The following is a 25,020-nucleotide window of genomic DNA, read 5'->3' on the forward strand; positions in this document are numbered from 1 at the left end:
CGCTGGAATGGAGACGCTCCAATGTCGCAGCGCAAGGATTTGACCATCGATGAAGCCATCCGGGATCCGATGATCCGGCTGGTGATGAAGGCGGATCGCGTCAACCCGCGCGCCTTCGAAGCGATGCTGAGGACCGTGGCCGATGAGCAGGGCCTCAGCGGCGCGGCGCCGTCTTCCTACTTTTTGCAGGACCCGGGCTCAGTGCGCAGCCGGCGGCTGTCCCGGTCTGCCCATTCTTTTAAAGAGGCTTGCTTGTCGTGGTAAACTTTTTCATCCATCGCCCGATCTTCGCCTCGGCGATCGCCATCATTATGGTGCTCGCCGGGACGATTTGTTATTTCCTGCTGCCGGTTTCGCAGTTTCCCGACATCACGCCGCCGCAGGTCGTGGTCAGCGCCCATTATCCGGGCGCCAGCGCGCAAGTGGTCGCCGATACGGTGACGACGCCGCTGGAGCAGCAGATCAACGGCGTCGAAGGCATGACCTACATGTCGTCGTCGAGCTCCAATGACGGCTCCTCGACCATCACCATTACCTTCGATGTCGGCTATTCGCTGAGCACCGCGGCCGTCGACGTCCAGAATCGCGTCTCGCAAGCCGCCTCGTCGCTGCCGGCGATCGTCAACCAGGGCGGCGTGACGATCAAGAAGCAGAACCCGAATTTCGTCCTCATCGTCAACCTGACGTCGCCCGACAGTTCGGTCGATCCGGTGGCGCTGAGCAACCTTGCCTATCTGCAGGTCGTCGATCCGCTGAAGCGGCTGCCAGGCGTCGGCGATGTGCAGATCTTCGGCGAACGGCGCTATTCGATGCGCGTCTGGCTCGATCCCGACAAGCTCGCCAATCTCGGCATCACCGCAGTCGATGTCCAGAACGCCATTTCGGAACAGAACGTCCAGGTGGCGGCCGGCAAGATCGGCCAGTCGCCGGCGCCAGCCGGCACTGCCTTCGAGATGCAGGTCAACGCCGTCGGCCGCCTGAGCGATCCGAAGGAGTTCGGCGACATCGTCGTGCGCGCCAACACCGGCACCGGCTCGCTGGTGCGGCTGCGCGACGTCGCCCGCATCGAGCTCGGCGCGTTGCAATATTCGTCGTCGGCCTTCTTCGGCAAGGAGCCGACGGTCGTGCTCGCCGTCTACCAGATGCCCGGTTCCAACGCGCTCGATCTGCAGCAGCACGTCAAGCACAAGATGCAGGAGCTGTCGGCACGTTTCCCCAAGGGCGTCTCCTACGCCATGCATTACGACACGACGCGCTTCGTCTCGGCCTCGATGCATGACGTGCTGATCACGCTCGGTGAAGCACTGGTGCTGGTCGTGGCCGTGGTCTTCATCTTCCTGCAGAGCTGGCGCACGACGATCATCCCGACCATCGCCATTCCGGTGTCGCTGGTGGCGACAATGGTCGTCATGGAGATGCTCGGCTTCTCGCTCAACATGCTCTCCCTGCTCGGCATGGTGCTGGCCATCGGCCTCGTCGTCGACGACGCCATCGTGGTGGTCGAAAATGTCGAACGACAATTGGAGGCCGGGCTGAAACCGCTGGCGGCGACCAAGGCCGCGATGGCCGAAGTCACCGGACCGATCATCGCCACCACCGCGGTGCTGATGGCCGTCTTCGTGCCGGTCGCCTTCATTCCCGGCGTCTCCGGCAAGCTCTACAATCAGTTCGCGCTCACGGTGGCGATTTCGGTCGGCATCTCGGCCTTCAACTCGCTGACGCTCAGCCCGGCGCTGAGTGCCGCCTTCCTGCGCCATCGCGGCGAGACGCAGTTCGCCCCGTTCCGCTGGTTCAACACCGGCTTCGACAAACTGTCGCATCTCTACGCGCACGGCGTGCGCATCCTCATCCGGCTGCGCTGGATCATGCTCGGCCTGTTCGCGGCCGGACTGGTCGCCACCTACTTCGTCTGGCAGAAGCTGCCTTCGACCTTCCTTCCGGTCGAGGACCAGGGCTACTTCTTCGTCGTCATCCAGCTGCCTGACGGCGCGTCGCTGGAACGCACCGATGCCGTGGCGCAGAAGGCGCGCGACATATTGCAGGCGACGCCCGGCGTCGACATTGTCGGCTCGATCAGCGGCCTGAACTTTCTGACCAGCGCGGCGCAGTCGAACTCGGCCGTCGAGTTCGCCATCCTGAAGCCATGGGAGGAGCGCGGCCCCGACCAGAGCGCGTCGAAGCTCGTCGCCGACGTGCGCGGCAAGCTGATGCAGATTCCGGAAGCCTTCGCGCTGTCCTTCGATCCGCCTTCGATCCCGGGTATCGGCACCACGGGCGGCTTCGAATTCGTCGTCGAGGACCTCACCGGGCGCGGCAGCGTTGCCCTCAACGACGCGACGCAAGCCGTGATCGCCGAGGCGCGCAAGCAGCCGGAAGTCAATCCGCAACAGCTGTTCTCGCCGTTCTCGACCTCGACGCCGCAGTTCAACTACGACCTCGACCGCAGCAAGGCCAAACTGCTCGGCCTCAACCTGCCCGACGTCTTCAACACGCTGCAGATCTATCTCGGCTCGCTCTACGTCAACGACTTCAACCTGTTCGGCCGCACCTTCCGGGTGACCATCCAGGCCGACAAGGATGCACGGGCTGACGCAGCCGACCTTTCACGGCTCTATGTGCGCAATGCATCCGGCGGCATGGTGCCGCTCTCGACACTGGGCAAGCTGGTTCCGTTCGTCGGCCCGGAAACCGTGCCGCACTACAACAACAACGCCTCGGCCACGATCAATGGCGGCGCAGCCCCCGGCTTCTCGTCGGGCCAAGCGGTCGCCGCGATGGAACGGGCCGCTGCCACCGCTCTGCCAAGGGATTTCGGTTTCGAATGGACCGGCATCACCTTCCAGGAGCTCAAGGCAGGATCGATCGCGTCGGTCGTCTTCGGCCTCGCCATCGTCTTCGTCTTCCTGATCCTGGCGATGCAGTATGAGAGCTGGGCGATGCCGTTCATGGTGCTGCTGGCGGTGCCACTGGCCCTGTTCGGCGCCTTCGCAGCCCTGTTTTTGCGCGGCATGCAGATCGACGTCTACTCGCAGATCGGCTTCGTCATGCTGATTGGCCTCGCCGCCAAGAACGCGATCCTGATCGTCGAGTTCGCAAGGCGGCGGCGAGAAGAGGGCCTGAGCATTGTCGACGCGGCGATGGAAGCCGCGCGGCTGAGGCTGCGGCCGATCCTGATGACGGCCTTCGCCTTCATCCTCGGCGTGCTGCCGCTGATGTTTGCGACGGGCGCGGGTGCTGCAAGCCGGCAGTCGATCGGCACCACCGTCTTCGGCGGCATGGTCGCCGCGACCATCCTGTCGCTGGTGTTCGTGCCGGTCTTCTACGCGGTGATCGAACAGCTGCGCGAAGGCCGCGAGCGCAGCGAACCCGCCGCACATGACCAGGACCATAGTGACCAGGACAATAATGAACCGACTGCCGAACCGGCGCCCGTGCGCCTGGCCGAAGCAGCCGAATAGAATTGGAGACCAAAATGCGTAAATGGAAAATAGCTTTGGGAACGGCCATCGCCCTGGGGGCGATCTCGGTGGCAAGCGTTCACTTCCTCGATATGGGCAATCTCAGCCTCAATGCCGGCACGGCGTCTGCGACGCCGGCGCCAGCGGCCTTCGTGATGCCGGTGCCGGTGGCAAACGTGGTCAAGAAGACGATCCCGATCTACCTCGACTACGCCGCCCGCATCGAGCCGATCCGCAGCGTCACCTTGCAGGCCCGCGTGCCCGGTTATCTTGACGAACAGACGGCTGAGGACGGCGCGGATGTGCGCAAAGGCGACCTGCTCTACAAGATCTCGCCTGACGACTTCCAGGCGGCTCTCGACCAGGCCAAGGCCGAGGTGCAGCGCGACCAGGCAACGCTCGACTATGCACGTTCCAATCTCGGCCGCGGCTCCGAGCTCGCCAAGAGCGGCTACCTGGCCAAGGACGGGTTCGACCAACGCACCAGCACTTTGCGCCAGGCCGAAGCCTCGCTTGCCGTCAACCAGGCGGCGGTGCGGACGGCCGAACTCAATTTGAGCTATGCCGAAATCCACGCCCCGTTCGCCGGCCGCGTCGGCCGCAACCAGGCCTCCGTCGGCACGCTGGTCAGCGTCGCCGGCACGGTGCTGAACACGCTGGTGCAGCTCGACCCGATATACGTCACCTTCAACCCGAGCGAGACGGACCTGGCCGAAATCGAGCAGGCCCGCGCGGCCGGCCCGATCGAGGTCGAGGTGCTGCTGCCCGGCGAGACCGAGGCCAGCCAGAAGGGCGAACTCACCTTCATCGACAACACGGTCGACCACTCGACCGGCACGATCACGGCACGCGCCACCATCGGCAATGCGAAATTCTCGCTGCTGCCGGGCCAGTATGTCCGCGTGCGGCTGCACATCAAGCAGCTGCCCGACGCGCTGATGGTGCCGCAGGTGGCGCTGGGTTCGAGCCAGCTCGGCAAATATGTCTATGTCGTCGGCAAGGGCAACACGGTCGACCAGCGCATCGTCTCGCTCGGCGCGACCAGCGGCGATCTGGTGGCCGTCCTCAGCGGCGTTGCCGAAGGCGACCAGGTGATAACGGGCAATCTGCAGAAGATCGGACCTGGAATGCCGATCTCGCCATTGCCTCAGGAGAAACCGGCCAGCTGATAACCCCCATCAGCCCCGGTTCTGTGGCGCCCTCGGCTCCCACGCCGAGGGCGCCGTTTTCTATGAAGCGCTGCGTACTTTTCCTGGAATGGCCGCGAGCAGCGTGACGAGCCCGGCAATGTCGGCGCGCTCGGCCTTCGCCGGCAGCATGAAGGCGCAATAGGGCTGTCCAAGCCGGACGGAGGTCGACGAGAGCGCGATCAGGCGGCCGGCTTCGAGATCGGCGCTTGCCATCGTCCGCTGGCCAAGCGCGACCCCCAGTCCCAGCCGGGCCGCCGATATCGCCAGGCTGGAGAGGCCAACGCGGCGGCCGTGCGAGGGATCCGGCGCGCGAGTACCGCCTTCCGCGGCGAACCAGTCCGCCCAGCTTGGATGCGAGGCATAGTTCGGCCCCCAGTTGGTGTGGATGAACTGGCTTTCATGCATATCCGCCAGGATGGAGCCTTGGTTGCCGTGGCGCTTCAGGAAATCGGGCGACGCGACCGGCAGCACCTCATCATGCACGAGCCGCACCATCCTGAGCGCCGGATAGTGATAGTCGCCATAGGAGATGCGGAGGTCGATGTTCTGGCGCACGACATCGACGGGATCGTCCTCGACGCGGATATCGATGGCCATTTGCGGGAAGCCGTCGAGCAGTTCGGCCAGCCGGGGCGCCAGCCACAATTCGGCCAGCGAGAACGGCACGCTGACGACCAAACGGGGCCGCACGCCACCCTCCAGCATGCGCCGGCCGACCGCCGCTATGTCGCCAAGCGCGCGGGCCGTCTGCGGATAGATGGCATGGCCGGCATCGGTCAGCGTGATGCGATTGCCGGTGCGCACGAAGAGCTGCTTGCCGAACCAGCTTTCGAGATTGCGTATCTGCTGGCTGACCGCGGCGGAGGAGACGCCAAGTTCAGTGGCGGCGAGCGTGAAGGAGCCGGCGCGCGCGGCGACCTCGAAAGCCCGCACGGCGTTCAGAGGTGGGAGCTTCTCCATATCGCTTCCTCAATTTTTTCTTGGGCAACCCTAATAATTTTCCGCGTTGAGAGAAAGATTTTTTTGTCGTCTTCTGCTTTCGAAACTGGAGCATTTGACGATGAAAGACATTCTCGACCTCGACCGCTACCCGCTCGACCGCGAAGGCAGCCCTGAATGGCAGCGGCTGGTGAACGCCTCCGTCGCCGCACTCGAAGCCGACGGCATGTTCAACCTCGAAGGTTTTTTGCGCCCGGGCGTCGCCGAGAAGGCGGTCGGCGAAATCCAGCCAGTGATGGCGGCGGGCTCGCATGTGCACAAGCGCATGCACAACATTTACTTCAAGCCGGAGATTCCGGAGCTTGCACCTGATCATCCGGCGCTCCGCAAGGTCGAGACCATCAGCCACACGGTCTGTGCCGACCAGATTCCCGGCAGCACCGTGCTTGCCATCTATGAATATGAGCCGCTGCTGCGCTTCCTGGCGGCGGCAATGGGCAAGAGCAGGCTGCATGTCATGCAGGATCCGCTGGCGCGCACCAATGTCATGGCGTATCGCGCCGGCGAAGCGCTGAACTGGCATTTCGACCGTTCCGAATTCACCACTACGCTCTTGCTGCAGGCGCCGGAACGCGGCGGCGATTTTGAGTACCGAACCAATCTGCGGTCGGACGACAACCCCAACTATGACGGCGTCGCAAAACTGCTCGAGGGGGGCGATCCCGAGGCAAAAATCCTGCGCCTGAAGCCGGGCACGCTGAACGTCTTTCGCGGCAAGAACACCGCGCATCGCGTCACCACGGTCCAGGGCGAGCGCGAGCGGATGATCACGGTGTTTTCCTACTATGAGAAACCGGGCGTGATGTTCAGCGCGGAGGAGCGCGTCGGCTTCTACGGCCGCGCTGCATGAGGACGAAAGGCTAACACGGCTGCGGCTACAAGAATCCAGAAATGGGCTCTTGTAGGATTGTCGACAATCTGCTTGTCTTGTTTCCGGCTCTCACTGGAGTGACGGAATGGCCAAGCTGGATTTCAGTCCGATCGCGGATACGACACGGCGGGCCGAGATCGTCGCGCTGTTGAGGCGCGCGATCCTGACCGGCCAGCTGGAACCCGGCCAGAAGCTCAATGAGCTCAGGATCGCCGAACAGATGCGGGTCAGCCGCGCGCCGTTGCGCGAGGCTATGCGCGAGCTGGTGCAGGAAGGCATCCTCACCAGCATTCCCTATGCCGGCACTTTCGTCATCGATGTCACCGCCAAGGACATCGACGACGCCTATTCGCTGAACAAGGTGCTCGATGAGTTCGCCATCGAGCGGACCTGGAAATTGCGCGACCAGCGCTTCTTCCACGAGCTCGAGAGCCGTCACGAAGCGGTGAAACAGGCGACCCGCGCGCTCGACACCACCCGCCAGATCGAGACCGCGCTGCAATTGCACGGGCTGATTTATGAATGGGCCGACAATTCGGTGCTTCTGGAAACCTGGCAGCGGCTGACCAGCCGGCTGCAAATGTACTTTGCCCTGCACCAGCGGGCCCGCAACGAGCCGGTGCCGGCGGAAGATGTCCACGAGACCTATGTGCGGCTCCTGAAGGGCACCGATATGCGCGCCGCCCAGCGCCATGCGCGCGAGCACATCGACCTCGATTTCGAAGAGCTGCTTGCTTATACGCGCGGCCTCGAAAAACGCGTGGGCTCCTGACCCTCACCATCACAGACAACGGACAGACAAAGTGCAGATCAAATCCATCAAGGCCTATCGTGTCGTGCAGCCCTTCGTGGACGGGCCCTACCGCATGTCCAAGGGGCGGGTCGCCGACTGCTTCGACGCGGTGATCATCGCCATCACCTCCGACAGTGGCGTGACCGGATGGGGCGAGATGGCGCCGCTCGGCAATTTCTATTCGGCCGCTTTTCCGGCCGGCACGCGCGCGGGCGTGGTGGAAATCGCGCCGCATTTGATCGGCCAGGACCCGCGTGGCCTCGCCGGCATCGGCCGGCTGATGGACACGGTGTTCAAGGGCCATCCCTATATCAAGTCGGCGCTCGACATGGCGTGCTGGGACCTGGCCGCCCGAGCGGCCGAGGTGCCGCTGGTGACGATGCTCGGCGGCCGCGAGAGCGATATGGCGGAGACCTACCGCGTCGTCACCCATGGCACGCTCGACCAAATGGCGGCATTGGCCAAACGGATCATCGCCGAGGGCTGTCGCCGGCTGCAGGTCAAGGTCGGCGGCAATGTGCATGACGACATCGAGCGGGTGAGCGCAGTCGCCTCGGCTGTGCCGAAGGGCACGGTCATTTTCTGCGACGCCAATGCCGGCTGGACGCCCTATCAGGCACGCCAGTTCGCCGACGCGACGCGCAGCATCGATTACACGTTCGAGCAGCCCTGCACGACGATCGAGGAGAACATGTCGGTGCGCCGCATGCTCGACAAGCCGATGGTGCTCGATGAGAGCGTCATATCGCTCGAGGCAATGCTGGAAATCCATCGCCTAGGCGCGGCCGACGGGCTGACGCTGAAGATCTCGCGGCTGGGTGGCGTGAGCCGAACGCGGCAAATTCGCGACGTCGCCGTCGATCTCGGTTTCATGATCACGGTCGAGGATACAGGCGGCGCCGAGATCGATACGGCGGCGATGGCGCATCTGTCGCTGTCGACGCCGGCGGAACGCCGGCTGCATGCGATCGCCTTCCACGAATGGGTGACGGTGCGCACGGCCTCCAACGCTCCACCGGTCACCGGCAGCCATATGGGCATTCCCGACGGACCCGGCCTCGGCATCGATGTAGACCCGAGCCTGCTTGGCAAACCGTTCTTCGAGATCGGCTGAGATGAAGATCCGCCGCATCAAGGCAACGCCGATCAACTACAGGCTCGAAGCGCCTTACGTCTGGGTCTTCGGCGAACTCGACGGTTTCTCGCCGACCATCGTCGAGGTCGAGGCCGAGGACGGGCTGGTCGGTATCGGCGAGGCACCGACGCCGGCCGCCGCGGCCGTCGTCAACGATGTGCTGGCGCCACGGCTTGTCGGCCGCGACGCTTTCGACATTGCCGGCGCCGAGGAAGTCTGCCTGCCCTTTTGGAGCAGCGTGCAGTCGATCAACGACCGCACCCGCATCATGGCCTTCGGCGCCATCGAGGTGGCGCTGTGGGACCTGCGCGGCAAGGCATGGAAGCAGCCGCTCTACCAGCTGCTCGGCGGCGCCGTGCGTAAGGACATCCCCTTCACCGACTATTTTTCACTGCGCGGCGACGGCGCTGACGTGAAGGGCGAGAACACGCCCGAAGAGGTCGCCGACTATTGCGTCGAACTCCATGAGCGCTTCGGCACCACCTTCTTCGAAGGCAAATTCTCGACGCATGATCCGAAAATCTCGCTGAAGATGGTCGAGCTGATCCGCAAAAAGCTCGGCGACGATGCGATGATCCGGATCGATTCCAACCAGGCCTATTCGCTGGCCACCGCCAGACGGCTGGCGCGACCGCTGGAGGAGCTAGGCGTGCGCAACTGGGAGGATCCGGTGGCGAGCATCGAGGAGATGCGCGAGTTGCGCCGTCATACCTCGATCCCGTTCTCGACCCACAATATCGACGTTGCCCGCGCCATGGAGCTGAAGGTGCCGGACGCCTTTGTCGGCAACCCGACGGCACATGGCGGCATTGGCCGCATGCAGCGCTTCGTCGGCGCCTGCGAGCATGCCGGCATCGACTACTGGTGCTACAGCGGCGACACCGGCGTCGGCAGCGCCTGCTACCTGCATCTGTGCGCCGCGCTCGGCTGGATCAGGGAGCCCAACCAGTCGCTGTTTCGCATGCAGCCGATGGACATTATCGAGGAAGGTCCGTTTTCGCCTCGGAATAATGTCGTGCCGGTGCCCGAGGGCCACGGCCTCGGCGTCACGCTGTCGCAGGACAGGCTTGCCGCCTGCCATCGCGACTTCGTCGAGAACGGGCCGTGCAACAAATATCACGATCCGGAAAAGCCCGGCACCTATCGCCGGCTGCCGTTGAACTGACTGTTTTCGGTCTGGAATTGCGTCAAGACAACGAGGAGTGATCACACAAGCCGACAAGAGACGGATACAACAAGAGAAGCCCGCAGTTGTGACAACGATCACAGGCGCGCGGGACGAACGGGTAAAAGCAGATGCCTCGCAAAATCCGGCCCCTCCTCATTATGGACCGGATGGACCGCGGAAAATCGCATGGTACAGTCCCGGTCGAGAGACATCGTTGACGGCCGGGATAAGGAGAACTCCACGGAATTTCGTCAACCATAAACACACCAACCAACTACAAAAATGCAGGGGAAAGGGTAGAACCCATGATCAAGAATTACCGCCTTCTCGACCTCATCCGGCGCCAGCGCACGCCGCTCGAAAACCACCTGATCGACGGGCTCGTCGACGGCCGCGTCAGCCGCCGCGAGTTCATTCGCCACGGCAGCCTGCTCGGCCTGTCGCTGCCGCTGCTCGGTGGCATCACCACAGCGGCCGGCTTCGGCGGCATGCCTTCGCTCGCCCGCGCTCAAGGTGCGCCGGGCGCCACCATTCGCGTCGCCAGCAGCGTGCCGGCCGCGGCGATCGACCCGGTGACCATTGCCGATGCCGGCGGCCTTGTTGTCCTGCAACAGGTGGCCGAATTCCTCTGCGTCGACGGCCCCGATCTGGTGCTGCAGCCGGCGCTGGCTGAAAGCTGGAAGCCGAACGCCGACGGCACGGTGTGGACCTTCACGCTGCGCAAGGGCGTGAAATTCCACTCGGGCGGCGAGATGAAGGCCGACGACGTGGTGGCCAGCATCGACCGCCTCGCCGATCCGGCGAATTCCTCCAACGCGCTGTCGGTCTTCAACGGCATCCTGCAGAAAGGCGCCTCGAAGAAGGTCGACGACTATACGGTCGAATTCCACCTTGACGCACCGAACGGCAACTTCCCCTACATGCTGTCGTCGGACAATTACAACGCCGTCATCGTGCCAGCCAGCTACAAGGGCGACTACGAAAAGAGCTTCGACGGCACCGGCCCGTTCAAGATCGAAAAATACACGGCGAAAGTCGGCGCCTCCTTCGTCCGCAACGAGGACTATTGGGGACCGAAGGCACTGCCGGAGCGCACCGAATTCACCTTCTTCGCCGACACGCAGCCAATGATCCTGGCTCTGCAGGGCGGCCAGGTCGACATCATCAACCAGCTGCCAGTTTTGGCCGGCGTCGGCCTGCTCAGCGATCCGAACATAGACATCATCAGCCTGAAATCGGTCGCCCACCAGCAGCTGCATCTGCAGTGCGATGCCGATCCCTTCAAGGATCCGCGCGTGCGCCGCGCCATCGCGCTCAGCCTTGATCGTGACAAGCTGGTCGCCGGACTGATGAAGGGCCGCGCCGTTGTCGGCAACGACAGCCCGTTTGCCTCCGTCTATCCCTCGACCGACCCGACCGTGCCGCAGCGCAAGCAGGATATCGCACAGGCCAAACAGTTGATGGAAGCGGCAGGCGCCGGCAAGGGCTTCAAGGTGACGCTGACCACCGAGCGCTATCTGGAAATCCCTGAATACGCCCAGCTTATCCAGAATGCGGTCAAGGAGATCGGTATCGAGCTCGAGCTCAACATCCTCGATCAAGGCGCCTATTATGGCGATGCGGTGTTCGGCAAATCGAACTGGCTGGATTCGGTGATGGGCATCACCGATTACGGCCACCGCGGCGTGCCGAACGTTTTCCTGGCCGCGCCGCTGAAGAGCGAGGGCACCTGGAACGCAGCGCACTTCAAGAACAAGGACTATGACGCGCTGGCGACCAGCTACATCGCCGCCCTCGATCTCGAGGCGCAGAAGGCCGACGCCGGCAAGATCCAGAAGCTGCTGCTCGAGGAAACGCCGGTGATCTTCGGCTATTTCTACGACTATCTGACGGCGACGGCGAAAGGCGTGACCGGGGTGCAGCCGACAGCGATGTCGCAGCTGTTCCTCGAAAAGGCATCGAAGGCCTGAACGCGAGGAAGAGCTGATCCCGCAACCGCCAGCCCCAAGCCAGGGGCTGGCACCTGATGACCAGCCGGGACAGGGAGCATGGCGCGCCTTGCCCGGCTTGGGCCATCGTGAATGATCCCACATCGACGTGTCCAATGGAGTCCAGAACCCTGCTCACTACCATGCATTGGGGGACATACGAGGTCAGGATCGAGAACGGCAGGCTCGTCGGTGTCGAACCGTGGAGCGGCGATCGCGATCCGTCGCCGATCGGCCAGTCCTTGCTCGGCGCCGCGCAGGGAAACATGCGCGTCGCGCGACCCGCCATCAGGCGCGGCTGGCTCGAAGGGGACAGATCGGCAGTCCGCGGCCGGCGGGGCGGCGAAGCCTTTGTCGAGGTGCCCTGGGAGAAGGCGCTCGACATCGTCGCCGCCGAGCTTGACCGGGTCCGCACCGCGCATGGCAACGCCGGGATCTACGCCGGCTCCTACGGATGGGCGAGCGCCGGGCGGTTCCACCATGCCCAAAGCCAGGTCCACCGCTTCCTCAACACAATCGGCGGCTACACCAACTCGGTCCTCAGCTACTCCTACGGCGCGGGCGAGATCATCCTGCCGCATGTGCTCGGTGGGACCGACGGCCTGACCGGCAATCATTCCACCTGGGACGGGATCGAGCAGCACAGCCAGCTCATCGTCGCCTTTGGCGGGCTGCCTTGGCGCAATGCGCAGATCCAGGGCGGCGGCGCGGCACGCCACGAAGCCTCGGCAGCCTTGCAAAAGGCCGTCGCCAACGGCGCTCGGCTCATCAATGTCTCGCCCGTGCGCGACGACGCGCCGCGCGGCGTGGAGACCGAATGGCTGCGGCTGCGGCCGAACAGTGACACCGCCGTCATGCTGGCGCTGTGCCATGTGCTGATCAGCGAGGGCCGTCACGACGAAGCCTTCCTGGCGCGCTACTGCACCGGCTTCGAGGTCGTGCGGGCCTATGTCATGGGCGAAAGCGACGGCCAGCCGAAGGATCCGGCCTGGGCGGCGGCGCTGAGCGGCATGACAGCGGAAAAAATCATCGCGCTGGCCAGGGAGATGGCAACCAAGCGCACCATGCTGATGGTCAGCTGGTCGCTGCAGCGTGCCGACCATGGCGAGCAGCCCTACTGGGCGGCGATCACGCTTGCCGCTCTGCTCGGCCAGATCGGATTGCCCGGCGGCGGATTTGGCTTCGGTTATTCATCAACAAATGGCGCTGGAAGACCGGAGATGGGATTTCGGTGGCCGTCCTTACCGCAAGGCGAGAACGCGATATCGCACTTCATCCCCGTCGCGCGCGTCGCCGACATGCTGCTCGACCCAGGCGATGCCTTCGAATTCAACGGCGCTGCGCTATCCTATCCCGATGTCAGGCTAGTCTACTGGGCCGGCGGCAATCCATTCCACCACCATCAGGATCTGAACCGTCTCGTCGAGGCGTGGCAGCGGCCGGAGACGGTCATCGTTCACGAGCCCTTCTGGACGGCGACGGCGCGCCATGCCGACATCGTGCTGCCGGTCACCACACCGCTGGAGCGCAATGACCTCGCCTTCTCGAACCGCGAAAACCACGTGGTCGCCATGAAACAGGCGATCGATCCGGTCGGGGAGGCACGCGACGACTATCGTATCTTCCACGACCTGTCGGCGCGGCTTGGCACAAGCGAAGCCTTCACTGAAGGGCGCGAGGCCGACGAATGGATTCGCCTGCTTTACGACCAGGCAAGGGACAATGCGGGCGCGGCCGGGGTCGAGATGCCGCCATTCGACCGTTTCTGGCATGACGGCCACGCCGAGCTTGCCCGCAAGGTTACGTCGCAGACGTTCCTTGGCTCGTTCCGTGCCGATCCGCAGCAGCACCGGCTGGCGACCCCGTCAGGCCGTATCGAACTGTTCTCCGCGACGATCGATTCCTTCGGCTATGACGACTGTCCGGGCCATGCCGTGTGGCGGGAGCCGTGGGAGTGGCTAGGCAGCGACCTTGCCGGCCAATTTCCGCTGCATCTGTTGTCGCCGCAGCCAGCCGACAAGTTGCACAGCCAGTACGATCATGGATCGGTCAGCCGCGCCGGCAAGGTGTCCGGCCGCGCACCGCTGCAGATGAACCCGGCCGATGCTGCGGCGCGCGGCATCCTGGACGGAATGGTCGTCCTCGTCTTCAACGATCGCGGATCGTGCCTGGCCGGGGCAATCCTGACCGACGGGGTGATCCCCGGCGTCGTGCAACTGCCGACCGGCGCATGGTTCGACCCCGTCGAACCCGGGCAATCGCCCAGCCTGGAAAAGCACGGCAACCCGAATGTGCTGACGGCGGACCGGGGCACGTCGCGCCTTGCCCAGTCGCCGACCTGTAATTCGACGCTGGTTCAGGTGTCGCGATTTGCAGGCGCCGTTCCGCCGGTGACGGCGTTCGAGCCGCCTGTCATACTGAATTTGTCCGACGTCCCCGGCATGGCCGGCCTTTCATAGGAGTCGATGCCATTCTCTCCTTCCTCGCCCGGCGTGTCTCGCTGTCGCTCGTCACCCTGTTCCTGCTCTCGATCATGGTGTTTCTGGGCGGCCAGGTGCTGCCCGGAAATGTCGGGCGCGCCATTTTGGGGCCGTTCGCCGACCAGCGCGCCGTCGATGCGCTGAACCACACGCTCGGCGTCGATCGTCCGCTGCTGACCCAGTATGGCAGCTGGATCTGGAATTTCATCCAGGGCGACATGGGCACGTCCTACATCTTCCGTTCGCCGGTGGCGCCTTTCGTGCTCGATGCGCTCGTCAATTCGATGAAGCTGGCGGCGGTCGCCTTCGTGCTGGTGGTGCCGATCGGTATCCTCGGCGGGGTGATTGCGGCGCTCAACCTCAACCGGCCGCTCGACCGCATTATCAGCCTCGGCGGCCTGTCGGTGACGGTGCTGCCGGAATTCGTCACCGGCATCATCCTGATCCTGATCTTTGGCGTCTGGCTGCGCTGGCTGCCGATCTCGGCGGCATGGCCGAAGGACGCCGGCTTCTTCACCCAGCTCTACTACCTGATCCTGCCGTCGCTGCCGCTGTTCCTGGTGCTGTTCGGCTACATCGCCCGCATGGCGCGTTCCGGCATGATCGAGGCGCTGGATTCCGACTATACAAGGACGGCCGTGCTCAAGGGCCTGCCGTGGCGCACAGTGATCTGGCGCCATGTGCTGCGCAACGCGCTGCTGCCGACCATCACCGTCATTGCTACGCAGACCGGCTATCTCATCGGCGGCCTCGTCGTCATCGAGACGCTGTTTCGCTACCAGGGCATCGGCTCGCTGATCTTCACCGCCGCGCGCGGCAAGGATTTCCCGATCCTCGAGGCCGGCATCCTGACCATTGGCATCGTCTATGCGGTGGCCACCCTTGCCGCCGACTTTCTCTATTCCGTGCTCAATCCACGCATCCGCCTGGGGACAGACCAATGAGCGCCACCGAAACCATACCGACGCCCGACACCGCCGCCCGGCGCGGCCCCTGGGCCGAAGTGTTCTTCTCGCTGCTGCGGTCGCCGACTTTTCTCGTCGGCCTCGGCATCGTGCTGTTCTGGGTCGCCTGCGCCTTGTTCGGCGAGCATTTCGCACCCTATGACCCGCTAGCCGACGACATCATCAACGCGCTGGCGCCGCCCTCGCGCGAGCACTGGTTCGGCACCGACCAGATCGGCCGCGACGTCTTCTCGCGCGTCATTGTCGGTTCGCGCGACATCCTGACCGTCGCTCCGCTGGCGACGTTGCTGGCGACGGTGGCCGGCACCGCGCTCGGCCTCTTCACCGGCTATTTCCGCGGCATTGTCGACGACATCGTCAGCCGCATCCTCGAAGCCTTCATGGCCATCCCCGTGGTCATTGTCGCCTTGCTGGCAATCGTCGCGCTCGGCACGTCGAAGGCTACCGTCATCGTCGTCATCGGCCTGAGCTTCGCACCGATCATCGCACGCACCGTGCGCTCGGCCGTGCTGGCCGAACGCGAGCTCGACTATGTCGCTGCTGCCCAGCTCCGGCATGAAAGCGCGCTGCATACGATGTTCGTCGAAATCCTGCCCAACGTCATTCCGCCGATCCTGGTCGAGACCACGGTGCGGCTCGGCTATGCGATCTTTGCCGTCGCCACGCTCTCCTTCATGGGCTTCGGCATCCAGCCACCCTCGCCCGACTGGGGCCTGTCGATCTCCTCGAATTACGGCATGATCGGCGGCGGCTTCTGGTGGACGGTGTTGTTCGATGCGCTCGCCATCGCCTCGCTGGTGATCGGCGTCAATTTGGTGGCCGACGGCGTTCAGGGGGCGCTCAATGACTGAGAAAGCCGCAAACGCGCTCGAACTCCACGACCTCTCCGTCGCCTACCGCGTCAACGGGCGCAACCGGGCGGTGCTGCGCAATCTCAGCCTCACCATCGGCCAGGGCGAAGCCTACGGCCTGGTTGGCGAATCCGGCTGCGGCAAATCCACGGTCGCGCTCACCGTGGTGCGTTATCTCCCGCGCAACGGCTCGATCACCGGCGGGGCGATTTCGCTCGACGGCCAGGATGTCATGAAGCTCGACGCCGAGGCGCTCAGGCGGGCCCGCGCCGACAGCGTGTCGATGGTCTATCAGGACCCGGGCAAGGCGCTGAACCCGTCGCTGCGCATCGGCCGCCAGTTGACCGAAATCTTCGAGCTTGGTGGCGTGTCGGGACAAGCGGCCGAAGACCGCGCCATCGCGATGCTGAACCGGGTGCGTATTTCCGATCCGAAGAGCGTCATGCAGCGCTACCCGCACCAGCTGTCGGGCGGCATGCAGCAGCGCGTGGCGATCGCCATGGCGCTCGCCAACGATCCGACCATGCTGATCCTCGACGAGCCGACGACCGGCCTCGATGCAACGGTGGAAGCCGAAGTGCTCGACCTGATCGCGCAGCTGCGGCGCGAGCTCTCGGCCTCGATCCTGTTCATCAGCCACAACCTCGCCGTCGTCTCCAACATGTGCGACCGGGTCGGCGTGCTCTATGCCGGCATGCTGGTCGAGGAAGGGCCAACGGATCGCGTGTTCACCGATCCGCGCCATCCCTATACGGTGGCGCTGCTGCGCTGCCTGCCGCGCGGCGGCCAGCGCAAGGACCATGGCCGCCTCGACACCATTCCGGGCTTCCTACCCGGCATCGGCGCCACCATTAGGGGATGCGCCTTCGCCGACCGTTGCGCGCTCGCGACGGATCGCTGCCGCACCGAATTGCCGCCGCTCTATGAGCTTGACGATGGCCATGGGGGTGTCCGGCTGTCGCGCTGCCACTATCACGAGCAGGCGCAGGCGCTGCCCCGCGCCACGCCAAGCGATGTCGCCGCGCCTGCCCGCAAGGAAGCACCCGCAGTGCTGCGCGTCGAAGGGCTGAACAAGACTTACGCCAGCCACGGCCATGCACTGCGTGCGGTGAAGGATGTCTCGGTCAGCCTGAAGCCGGGCGAGACACTCGGCCTGGTCGGCGAATCCGGCAGCGGCAAGACGACCTTCGCCAGGCTGCTGCTCGGTCTCGTACCGCCGGACCAAGGCGGCACGATCGAGCTCGAAGGCAAGACGCTGGCGCCCCGGCTGGAGAACCGCAGCGACGACCAGATCAAGGCGATGCAGATCGTCTTCCAGAACCCGGATTCGGCACTCAACCGCTCGCATTCGATCCGCCATTTGATCAGCCGGGCGTTGAAGCGGCTGGCCGGCCTGAAGGGTGCTGCATTGCAGGCCCGCCTCGAAGAACTCGTCCGTTCGGTGCGGCTTACCGACCGGCATCTCGCCGTTAAGCCGCGCCAGCTGTCGGGCGGTCTGAAGCAGCGCGTCGCCATTGCGCGCGCCTTTGCCGGCGAGCCGCGCATCGTCGTCTGCGACGAGCCGACCTCGGCGCTCGACGTTTCGGTGCAGGCGGCGATCCTCAATCTGCTCGCCGACCTGCAGTCGAAGGAAGATGTCAGCTACATCTTCATCTCGCACGACCTTGGCGTGGTGCGTTACCTCTCCGACAAGATCGCCGTGCTCTATCTCGGCCGCATCATGGAGCTCGGGCCGTCCGAGAACGTCTTTTCCGGGCCGCATCACCCCTATACGGAAGCGCTGCTGTCGGCGGTGCCAAAACTCGACCAGACCGAGACGGCGCGCATTCGCCTCGACGGCGAAATCCCCAGCGCCACCAATCCGCCGTCGGGCTGCGTGTTCCACACACGCTGCCCGCGCAAGATCGGCGCGATCTGCGAGGAAAAGGAGCCGCCGCTCAGCGAAGCCCAGCCCGGCCATTCGATCCGCTGCCATATTCCCTATGCGGAGCTGGCAAGGCTGCAGGGGCCGAAGCAGCCAGTGCCTGCCTGAGGCGCTAAAGCGCGTCGTGTTTGAACGGATTCAGGCGACGCGCTTTAGCTCTTTGTTTTGTGCATGTCGTTCTCTCAAAACCGGGACCACTTTTGAGCGACATGCATTAGCCCCGATAGGTATCGGCCATGCTGAAGACGCGGTCGCCTTCGGCAAAGCCTTCAGCCGCAGTCCAGTCCTTTGCCAGCGCGCGCAATCCGTCGAGTGCGACATTGAGCGTATCCGACGAGGCCGGGTTGGCGGGATAGGCGAGATAGATCGGCCGCTGGAAAACCGGTGCATCCTCGATGCGGCGTATTTCGCCGCGCTCGATGTGGCCGCTGACGGCGCTGAGCGGCAGATAGGCCGCCGCCTGCTGCGACAGCACATGCTGCAGGCCGATGAACACCAGCCCGGCCGATATGGCCGGCTTGACCAGGCCGGCAAAGGCACGGTCGTGCTCGATGCGGAACTCCAACCCCCAGTCCATAAAAATGTAATTCTCGGTCCATGGCCCGGTCTGGGCGGCATGCTGGACAAGCACGACCTGATCGACAGCCAGCGTCTCATAGACGATTCCGGGATGCGGCCGCGGCAGATAGAGGATGCAAATATCGAGCAGGCCTTCCGCCAGTTGGTCGATCGCCTGGTCGGGGAAACTGCCTTCAAGCCGAAGCGCAACGTTTGGCCGCCTTTCGCGCATCCAGGCAATCCAGGACGAGGTGATGCGGTCCCACAGATAGGCCGGCGCGGTCAGTCGCAGCAGCGTCTCAAAGCCATCGGGAACTGCGATGTCCTGCCGCGACTGTTCCCAGGTGCGCGTTATCGAGGAGGCGTGCGGCAGGAATTGCCGACCGGCCGGCGTAAGCGTGACGCCATCGCGGTCACGCACGAAAAGCCGGCGGCCCAGTTGCTCCTCCAGGCCCCTGATCCGCGCGCTGACCGTGGACTGGGCGAGGTTCAGCCGGCTGGCGGCGACGGTGAAGCTGCCATGGGTGGCAACCTCGAGAAAACTGCGCAGATTTTCAGTGTCCATGATTTGGCTCCGCCATCGAAAATTTCGATGGCCGCCATCAAAAAATATCGCTTTCCGGCCGGGGTCAACAGTGAACTATTTGGCGGAGCCCCCGCGAAAACAGGAATGCCGCCCATGCCGAAGCATTTCCAGACCATCGATGCCGCCCGCAAGACTTTAACCGCCATCGAAAATTCCGCTGTCGACGAATTGCTGGCCGGCCGCATCGGCCGGCGCGATTTCCTCAGGCATGGCAGTATGCTCGGCCTGTCGCTGCCGTTCCTCGGCAGCCTTGTCGCGGCGGTGGGTTACGGCACGCAACCTGTGCGCGCCGAAGGCAAGCCGGGCGGCACAGTACGCGCCGGCATCGCCACGCCGGGCGGCGCCATCGATCCCGTCACCTATTATGACAGCGGCAGCTACCAGCTGGTCTTCCAGACCGCGGAGTTTCTCTGCATCACCCAGCCGGACCTCACCCTGAAGCCGGTGTTGGCCGAAAGCTGGGCGCCGAACGAAGACGGCAGCGTGTGGACCTTCAAGCTGCGCAAGGGCGTCAAATTCCACAATGGCGAGGAGTTCAAGGCGGACGATGTAGTTGCCACCTTCGACCGGCTGGCCGATCCCGCTGGCGCTTCCAATGCGCTTTCGGTGTTCAAGGGCCTGTTGTCGAAAGGCGGCACCCAGAAGGTGGACGACCACACGGTCGCCTTCCACCTCGATGCGCCCAACGGCAGTTTTCCCTATTCGGTGTCGATCGACAATTACAACGCTGTCATCCTGCCGGCGAGCTACAAGGGCGACTACGAAAAGACCTTCGAAGGTACCGGGCCCTTCCGGCTGGAGACCTATACGCCGAAGGTCGGCGCAACCTTCATCCGCAACCCCGACTATTGGGGCGAGAAGGCACTTCCCGACCGGCTCGAATTCAAATTCTACGGCGACGTGCAGCCGCGCATCCTGGCGCTGCAGGCGGGCGAAGTCGACCTGCTCGACGCCGTCCCGCTCGATGTCAGCCAGGTGGTGCTGAACAGCCCCGATATCACGGTGCTGCGCGTCGCCTCGACCGCGCACCGCCAGCTGCACATGCGCTGCGACATGGCGCCGTTCACCGACAAGCGCGTGCGCCAGGCGCTGTCTCTGTGCATCGACCGCTCGAAGCTGGTCGACGGGCTTTGCCGCGGCATGGCGGCGACCGGCAATGACAGCCCATTCGCGCCGGCTTTCCCGGCCACCGACAAATCGGTCCCGCAGCGCGTGCAGGACATCGCCAAGGCCAAGCAGTTGATGGAAGCAGCCGGGCTCGGCGGCGGCTTCGACATCACGCTGACGACGCTGCGCTATTCCGACATTCCGGGTTATGCGCAACTGTTCCAGAATTTTGCCAAGGAGATCGGCGCCCGCATCGCCCTCAACATCGAGGACCAGGATAAATATTACGGCAAGGCGGTGTTCGGCCAGTCGGACTGGCTGGACAGCCCGCTCGGCATCACCGACTACGCGCATCGCAGCGTGCCCAACGTCTTCCTGAAGAGCCCGCTGGTCAGCGACGGGCCATGGAACGCGGCGCATTTCAAGAACACCGCCTATGACGGCATGGTCACCTCCTATCTGAAGGCGCTCGACATCGGCGCGCAGCGCAGTGCGGCCTCCGACATCCAGAAACTTCTGCTCGACGAGACGCCTGTCATCTTCAGCTATTTCCCCGACCTTCTGGTGCCGGTGCGCAAGAATGTCAGCGGCCTGCCGCCGATTGCGGCCGGGCTGCTGCTCGATCGCGTATCCTTGGGGTAGAGGATCCCGGACTGAAGGCCCGCATGACAAAAGCGATCAGGTTTTGCTGCGTTGACCTTCGGTTCGGGTTTGATCGTGCTCAACAAGAAAGCTCATCCGGCTCAAGCCATGCACCAGCGTTCAGCCACAAAAGACAAGAAGCGGGAGACCACCATTCGCAAGCCCCATCTGCGCGGTCGCGGACCGCATTTCCCGGTGCTCGACCAGATCGTCCAGTACGAGTTCGAGCCCAGCTACGTCGCCTTCACCATGCCGTCGCTGAAGCGGCTGCGGGTGCAGGTGGGATCGATGACCGTCGCCGACACGACGAGAGCGCTGGTATTCCACGAATCCGATCACCTGCCGGTATATTATTTCCCGATAGAGGATGTGCGCGAGGAGTTCCTGCTGCCCTCGAAGACGACGACCGAAGATCCCTACAAGGGCACCGCCACCTTCTACTCGCTCAACACCGGCATCACGCTGGTCGAGGATGGGGCATGGCGCTATCTCGATCCGGCCAAGGGTTGCCCGCCGATCGCAGGCTATATGTCGTTCGTGTGGAGCAAGATGGGCCACTGGTTCGAGGAGGATGAGGAGATTTTCGTCCACGCCCGCGATCCGTTCCGCAGGGTCGACTGCCTGCCCTCGTCGCGGCGGGTGCAGGTCATTCTCGACGGCGAGCAGGTGGCAGATTCACGCCGTGGCGTGTTCCTGTTCGAGACCGGGCATCCGGTGCGCCACTATCTGCCGATCGCCGACACCAGGCTCGATATGTTCGCGCCCAGCCGCTACATCTCGCGCTGCCCCTACAAGGGCATCTCCAACTATTACCACGTGACGACGGCTACCAAGCGGCACGAGAACATGGTCTGGTACTATCCCGAACCAGTGCACGAGGCCGAGCGCATCAAGGGGCTGGTGTGCTTCCACCACGAGCTTGTCGACAAGATCCTGGTCGACGGGGTGGAGATATCGAAAGAGGCTACGGCGGCTTCGGACGGGTATTTCTGAGGAGCGTCCCCGTTATCATTGCCAGGTGGCAGGCGGCGCCAAATAGCGGCCGCAGCGATCCTTCGCGCCCCCCTCTGTCTTGCCGGACATCTCCCCCACTTGGGGGGAGATTGGCAGTTCTGGCGCTCCACTCGTCCTTCAACGTTCAAAAATTGACGACAGCGGCCGGCGACGGCTGATCTCCCCCCTGGTGGGGGAGATGTCCGGCAGGACAGAGGGGGGCGCTGTCCCGCCAGCAGGAAAACTTCCAAAGCCGCGCACCCAACCAACTTGAATCCTCCCACATCCCTTTTCCCGGTTGAAATATTTTTCAAATGGAAATAGGAATGTTCAAAATGATTGTTTGACGCTGCGGCGCGTCATGACTGGAGGAAGCGATATGGCCCATCCGCAATTTGCAGCGGAACTTCTGCAGCGCGCTGAAGCCCAAGGGCCTATCACCATCGGCCTGGCCGGCGCCGGGCAGATGGGCACCGACATCGTCGTCCAGGTGGCGTTGATGCCGGGCATGCGGATCGGTGCCATCTCGGAGGTGCGGCCGCAAGCGGCGATCGATGCAGCACTGCTTGCCGGCCATGACCGCTCCGACATCGTTCAGGCGGCTAATGCCTCGGCCATCGACCGCGCCATCGAGGCCGGCAAGATCGCGGTGACCGAGGATTTGCATGCGCTGGCCGCAGCCGGCCGCATAGACGTCATTATCGACGCCACCGGCAATCCCAACATCGGCACGCTGTTTGCGCTCGAAGTGATGAAGAACGGCAAGCACATCGTCATGCTCAATGTCGAGGCGGACATTACCATCGGCCGCTTCCTCAAGGAGGAAGCCCGCAAGGCTGGTGTCGTCTACACCGGTGCTGCCGGCGACGAGCCCGCCTGCACGCTGGAGATCATCGGCTTTGCCCGCAGCCTCGGCTTCAACATCATCGCCGCCGGCAAGGGCAAGAACAACCCGCTGAAGTTCGACGCCATGCCGGCCGACTACGCCAAGGAAGCGGCCGAGCGCAACATGAATGCGCGCATGCTGGTCGAGTTCGTCGACGGCTCGAAGACCGCGATCGAGATGGTAGCGATCGCCAACGCCACGGGGCTGGTGCCTGATGTGCCGGGCATGCACGGCCCGACCGCGTCGCTGGAGGAACTCGCCAGTGTGCTTTGCCCGCGCGAAGATGGCGGTGTGCTGCACCGCAAGGGCGTGGTCGACTATTCCATCGGCAAGGGTGTGGCGCCCGGCGTGTTCTGCGTCATCGAGACCAGGCATCCGCGCGTCATGGAGCGGATGATCGACCTCAAGGTCGGCAAGGGCCCCTATTTCACGATCTTCCGGCCCTACCACCTGACTAGCCTGGAAGTGCCGCTGTCGGCGGCGCGCGCCGTTGTCTACAAGCGCGCCGACATGGAACCGCTCGACCATCCGGTGGCCGAGGCGGTGGCGGTGGCCAAGAGCGATCTCGGCGCCGGGCAATCGCTCGGCATGATCGGCGAGACCGACTATCGCGGCTTCGCCATGACCTGGGAGGACGCGCGCGCCAAGGGCGCGCTGCCGCTCGGGCTTGCCGAACGCGCCAAGGTGGTCAAGCCGATCAAGACCGGCGACTTCCTAACCTATGAAAATTGTGTACCCGACGATTCGATGGTGATAACGCAGATCCGCCGTCGTCTCGACCAGTCGGACGGACGGTTCGTGACCAACGCCGCCTGAACCTTCGGGAATAGCTGTGATGGACGATGTCGTTATCGGGATCGATGCCTCGACGACGGCCGTGAAGGCGATTGCCTTCACCCGCGACGGCGCGGAGCTTTTCCAGGCGCGTGAGACCTACCCGCTTGCCAATCCGAAGCCTGGCCATTTCGAGCAGGATGCCGAACATTGGTGGGCAGCCCTTGTCGGCGCGCTGAAGCAGGTCACCGACAAGATGGGAGCGGCGCGAGTAACAGCGATCGCCATCGCTCATCAACGCGAGACCTTCACGCTGATCGATCATGCCGGCAAGCCGCTCATCCCGGCGATCCTGTGGCTTGACGAGCGCGCCCGGCCGCAGGTCGCCAGACTGTCGGCCGAACTTGGCCGCGAAGCGATCCGCGACTGGAGCGGCAAGCCGCCGGACCCGACGCCGGCACTCTATGCCATTGCCTGGCTGGCGGAGCACCAGCCGCAGGTGCTCTACAGCGCCGCCGCACTCGTCGACGTGCACGGCTTCTTCGTCCATCGGCTGACCGGCCGTCTCGTCACCAGCACGGCAAGTGCCGATCCGCTCGGCCTGCTCGACGTCGCGACAGGACAATGGCACCCCGAACTCATCGCGGCCGCGGGACTTAGGCCCGAGCAGTTGCCGGCGCTGGTCGGTCCAGGCGAAATCTGTGGCGGACTTGCCGAAAGCATTGCGCGGTTGACCGGGCTGAAGGCCGGCACACCCGTTGTTGCCGGCGCCGGCGACGGCCAGGCTATGGGCCTCGGCATGGGGGTCTATGGGGCGGGCAAGAGCTATCTGTCGCTCGGCTCCGGCGTCGTCAGCGGCTGCTATTCCGGCACGGTCACCACATCGGACGCGTTTCGCACGCTGGTCTCCCCGACCGGTTCCGGCTTCATGCTGGAGACCGTGCTACGCTCTGGCATGCAACTGGTCGACTGGATCGTGCGCACCACCGGCGCGGCTTCCGCAGCCGAGTTGGAGAAGCTTGCGGTCGATGTCACGGCCGGCAGCGACGGCCTGCTGGTCATGCCCTATTGGGCCGGCGTGATGAGCCCCTATTGGGATGGTGCGGCGCGTGGCGCCGTCGTCGGCTTGTCGCTCAACCATGAGCCCAGGCATCTCTTTCGCGCAACGCTGGAAGGCATCGCTTTCGAGCAGGCCATCGCCAGCGAGGCGATGGAAGCCGAGAGCGGCGGCAAGCCGGCGGAGATGATCGCCGCCGGCGGCGGCACCAATTCAGCGCTGCTGATGAAGATCATGTCCAGCGTGCTCGCGCGACCGCTGTTCGTGTCGCCGGTCAACGAGGCGGCCGCACTCGGCGCGGCCATGCTGGCGGCCTCGGCGATCGGCTGGTTCGCCTCGCCGGAAGACGCGGCCAAGGCGATGACGGCAGCGCCGGCCAGGCGTGTCGATCCGGACACGGCGCTGGTGCCGGCCTACCGGGCGCGCAAGGCGATCTACCGTGATCTTTATCATGCGACGCGCGATATTCATGCGCGACTGGGTGCGATCTGAGTTCAAACGCATTTTGCCTGCGTGAAGCTTCCGATGCCCCACCTGATAGGGTTGTCGATTTTGCGTCCTGCCCGGCGAATGCTAGACTTGCCGGGCTCATGAA

18 protein-coding genes are annotated in these 25,020 nt (G+C 64.1%); 16 read left to right on the plus strand and 2 right to left on the minus strand.

The genetic code is table 11. The annotated features are described in order from the left end of the window. Positions 1 to 21 precede the first annotated feature (21 nt). From AC1D1B_RS10770 to AC1D1B_RS10780, 3 genes are read left to right on the plus strand one after another with little or no spacing between them, the layout of a single operon-like run. Positions 22 to 264 (plus strand): hypothetical protein, encoded by a 243-nt coding sequence (locus tag AC1D1B_RS10770; RefSeq protein WP_477266026.1) that lies wholly within the window; start codon positions 22 to 24, stop codon positions 262 to 264. After that, positions 258 to 3,458: an efflux RND transporter permease subunit gene (locus AC1D1B_RS10775; RefSeq protein ID WP_477331874.1), complete on the plus strand. Its 3,201-nt coding sequence runs from the start codon at positions 258 to 260 to the stop codon at positions 3,456 to 3,458. The genes AC1D1B_RS10770 and AC1D1B_RS10775 overlap by 7 nt, the downstream gene beginning before the upstream one ends. A gap of 14 nt (positions 3,459 to 3,472) precedes the next feature. Continuing rightward, on the plus strand, positions 3,473 to 4,627 hold the full coding sequence (locus tag AC1D1B_RS10780; protein ID WP_477331876.1) for an efflux RND transporter periplasmic adaptor subunit: 1,155 nt from the start codon (positions 3,473 to 3,475) through the stop codon (positions 4,625 to 4,627). Between the two features lie 60 nt (positions 4,628 to 4,687). Here AC1D1B_RS10780 and AC1D1B_RS10785 read toward each other — a convergent pair whose 3' ends face one another. Beyond that, positions 4,688 to 5,608 carry a LysR substrate-binding domain-containing protein gene (locus AC1D1B_RS10785; RefSeq protein WP_477331878.1) on the minus strand — a complete coding sequence of 307 codons (921 nt, stop codon included), beginning with the start codon at positions 5,606 to 5,608 and terminating at the stop codon, positions 4,688 to 4,690. Between the two features lie 100 nt (positions 5,609 to 5,708). Between AC1D1B_RS10785 and AC1D1B_RS10790 the strand changes: the two genes are divergently transcribed. From AC1D1B_RS10790 to AC1D1B_RS10830, 9 genes are all read left to right on the plus strand, one after another. Further along, complete coding sequence (locus AC1D1B_RS10790) at positions 5,709 to 6,497, plus strand: HalD/BesD family halogenase (RefSeq protein ID WP_477331880.1); 789 nt, start codon at positions 5,709 to 5,711, stop codon at positions 6,495 to 6,497. Between the two features lie 106 nt (positions 6,498 to 6,603). Then, on the plus strand, positions 6,604 to 7,290 hold the full coding sequence (locus tag AC1D1B_RS10795) for a GntR family transcriptional regulator (RefSeq protein WP_477331882.1): 687 nt from the start codon (positions 6,604 to 6,606) through the stop codon (positions 7,288 to 7,290). A 31-nt stretch (positions 7,291 to 7,321) separates the two neighbouring features. Continuing rightward, the gene (locus AC1D1B_RS10800; protein WP_477331884.1) at positions 7,322 to 8,425 is read left to right on the plus strand and encodes a mandelate racemase/muconate lactonizing enzyme family protein; all 1,104 of its coding nucleotides are present in this window, start codon (positions 7,322 to 7,324) and stop codon (positions 8,423 to 8,425) included. Between the two features lies 1 nt (position 8,426). Further along, positions 8,427 to 9,611, plus strand: coding sequence for a mandelate racemase/muconate lactonizing enzyme family protein (locus tag AC1D1B_RS10805; protein WP_477331886.1), 1,185 nt, complete (start codon positions 8,427 to 8,429; stop codon positions 9,609 to 9,611). 308 nt (positions 9,612 to 9,919) lie between these two features. Beyond that, entirely contained in the window at positions 9,920 to 11,584 is a 1,665-nt protein-coding gene (locus tag AC1D1B_RS10810) for an ABC transporter substrate-binding protein (RefSeq protein ID WP_477331888.1), read from the plus strand. Between the two features lie 134 nt (positions 11,585 to 11,718). Beyond that, a complete protein-coding gene (locus AC1D1B_RS10815; RefSeq protein ID WP_477331890.1) occupies positions 11,719 to 14,061 on the plus strand; it encodes a molybdopterin guanine dinucleotide-containing S/N-oxide reductase in 2,343 nt (780 codons plus the stop codon). A gap of 11 nt (positions 14,062 to 14,072) precedes the next feature. Then, positions 14,073 to 15,026 carry an ABC transporter permease gene (locus AC1D1B_RS10820; protein ID WP_455860121.1) on the plus strand — a complete coding sequence of 318 codons (954 nt, stop codon included), beginning with the start codon at positions 14,073 to 14,075 and terminating at the stop codon, positions 15,024 to 15,026. Next, positions 15,023 to 15,898, plus strand: a complete 876-nt coding sequence (locus AC1D1B_RS10825; protein WP_477331891.1) for an ABC transporter permease — start codon at positions 15,023 to 15,025, stop codon at positions 15,896 to 15,898. Before AC1D1B_RS10820 ends, AC1D1B_RS10825 begins: the two co-directional genes overlap by 4 nt. Next, a complete protein-coding gene (locus AC1D1B_RS10830; RefSeq protein WP_477331893.1) occupies positions 15,891 to 17,930 on the plus strand; it encodes a dipeptide ABC transporter ATP-binding protein in 2,040 nt (679 codons plus the stop codon). Before AC1D1B_RS10825 ends, AC1D1B_RS10830 begins: the two co-directional genes overlap by 8 nt. A 106-nt stretch (positions 17,931 to 18,036) precedes the next feature. On the opposite strand, the gene AC1D1B_RS10835 is transcribed toward AC1D1B_RS10830, so the two are convergent. Further along, positions 18,037 to 18,945, minus strand: coding sequence for a LysR family transcriptional regulator (locus AC1D1B_RS10835; protein WP_477331895.1), 909 nt, complete (start codon positions 18,943 to 18,945; stop codon positions 18,037 to 18,039). Between the two features lie 114 nt (positions 18,946 to 19,059). On the opposite strand from AC1D1B_RS10835, the gene AC1D1B_RS10840 reads away from it, so the two are divergent. The 4 genes from AC1D1B_RS10840 to AC1D1B_RS10855 all read left to right on the plus strand — a co-directional run bounded on the left by AC1D1B_RS10840 (position 19,060) and on the right by AC1D1B_RS10855 (position 24,917). Beyond that, positions 19,060 to 20,715, plus strand: coding sequence for an ABC transporter substrate-binding protein (locus tag AC1D1B_RS10840; protein WP_477331896.1), 1,656 nt, complete (start codon positions 19,060 to 19,062; stop codon positions 20,713 to 20,715). Positions 20,716 to 20,823: 108 nt separating this feature from the next. Then, the gene (locus AC1D1B_RS10845; protein ID WP_477331898.1) at positions 20,824 to 21,708 is read left to right on the plus strand and encodes a DUF427 domain-containing protein; all 885 of its coding nucleotides are present in this window, start codon (positions 20,824 to 20,826) and stop codon (positions 21,706 to 21,708) included. Positions 21,709 to 22,087: 379 nt separating this feature from the next. Continuing rightward, positions 22,088 to 23,410 carry an NAD(P)H-dependent oxidoreductase gene (locus tag AC1D1B_RS10850; RefSeq protein ID WP_477331900.1) on the plus strand — a complete coding sequence of 441 codons (1,323 nt, stop codon included), beginning with the start codon at positions 22,088 to 22,090 and terminating at the stop codon, positions 23,408 to 23,410. 19 nt (positions 23,411 to 23,429) lie between these two features. Next, a complete protein-coding gene (locus tag AC1D1B_RS10855) occupies positions 23,430 to 24,917 on the plus strand; it encodes a xylulokinase (RefSeq protein WP_477331902.1) in 1,488 nt (495 codons plus the stop codon). Positions 24,918 to 25,020 lie beyond the last annotated feature (103 nt).

The organism is Mesorhizobium sp. P2_C5_2 (assembly GCF_056404535.1).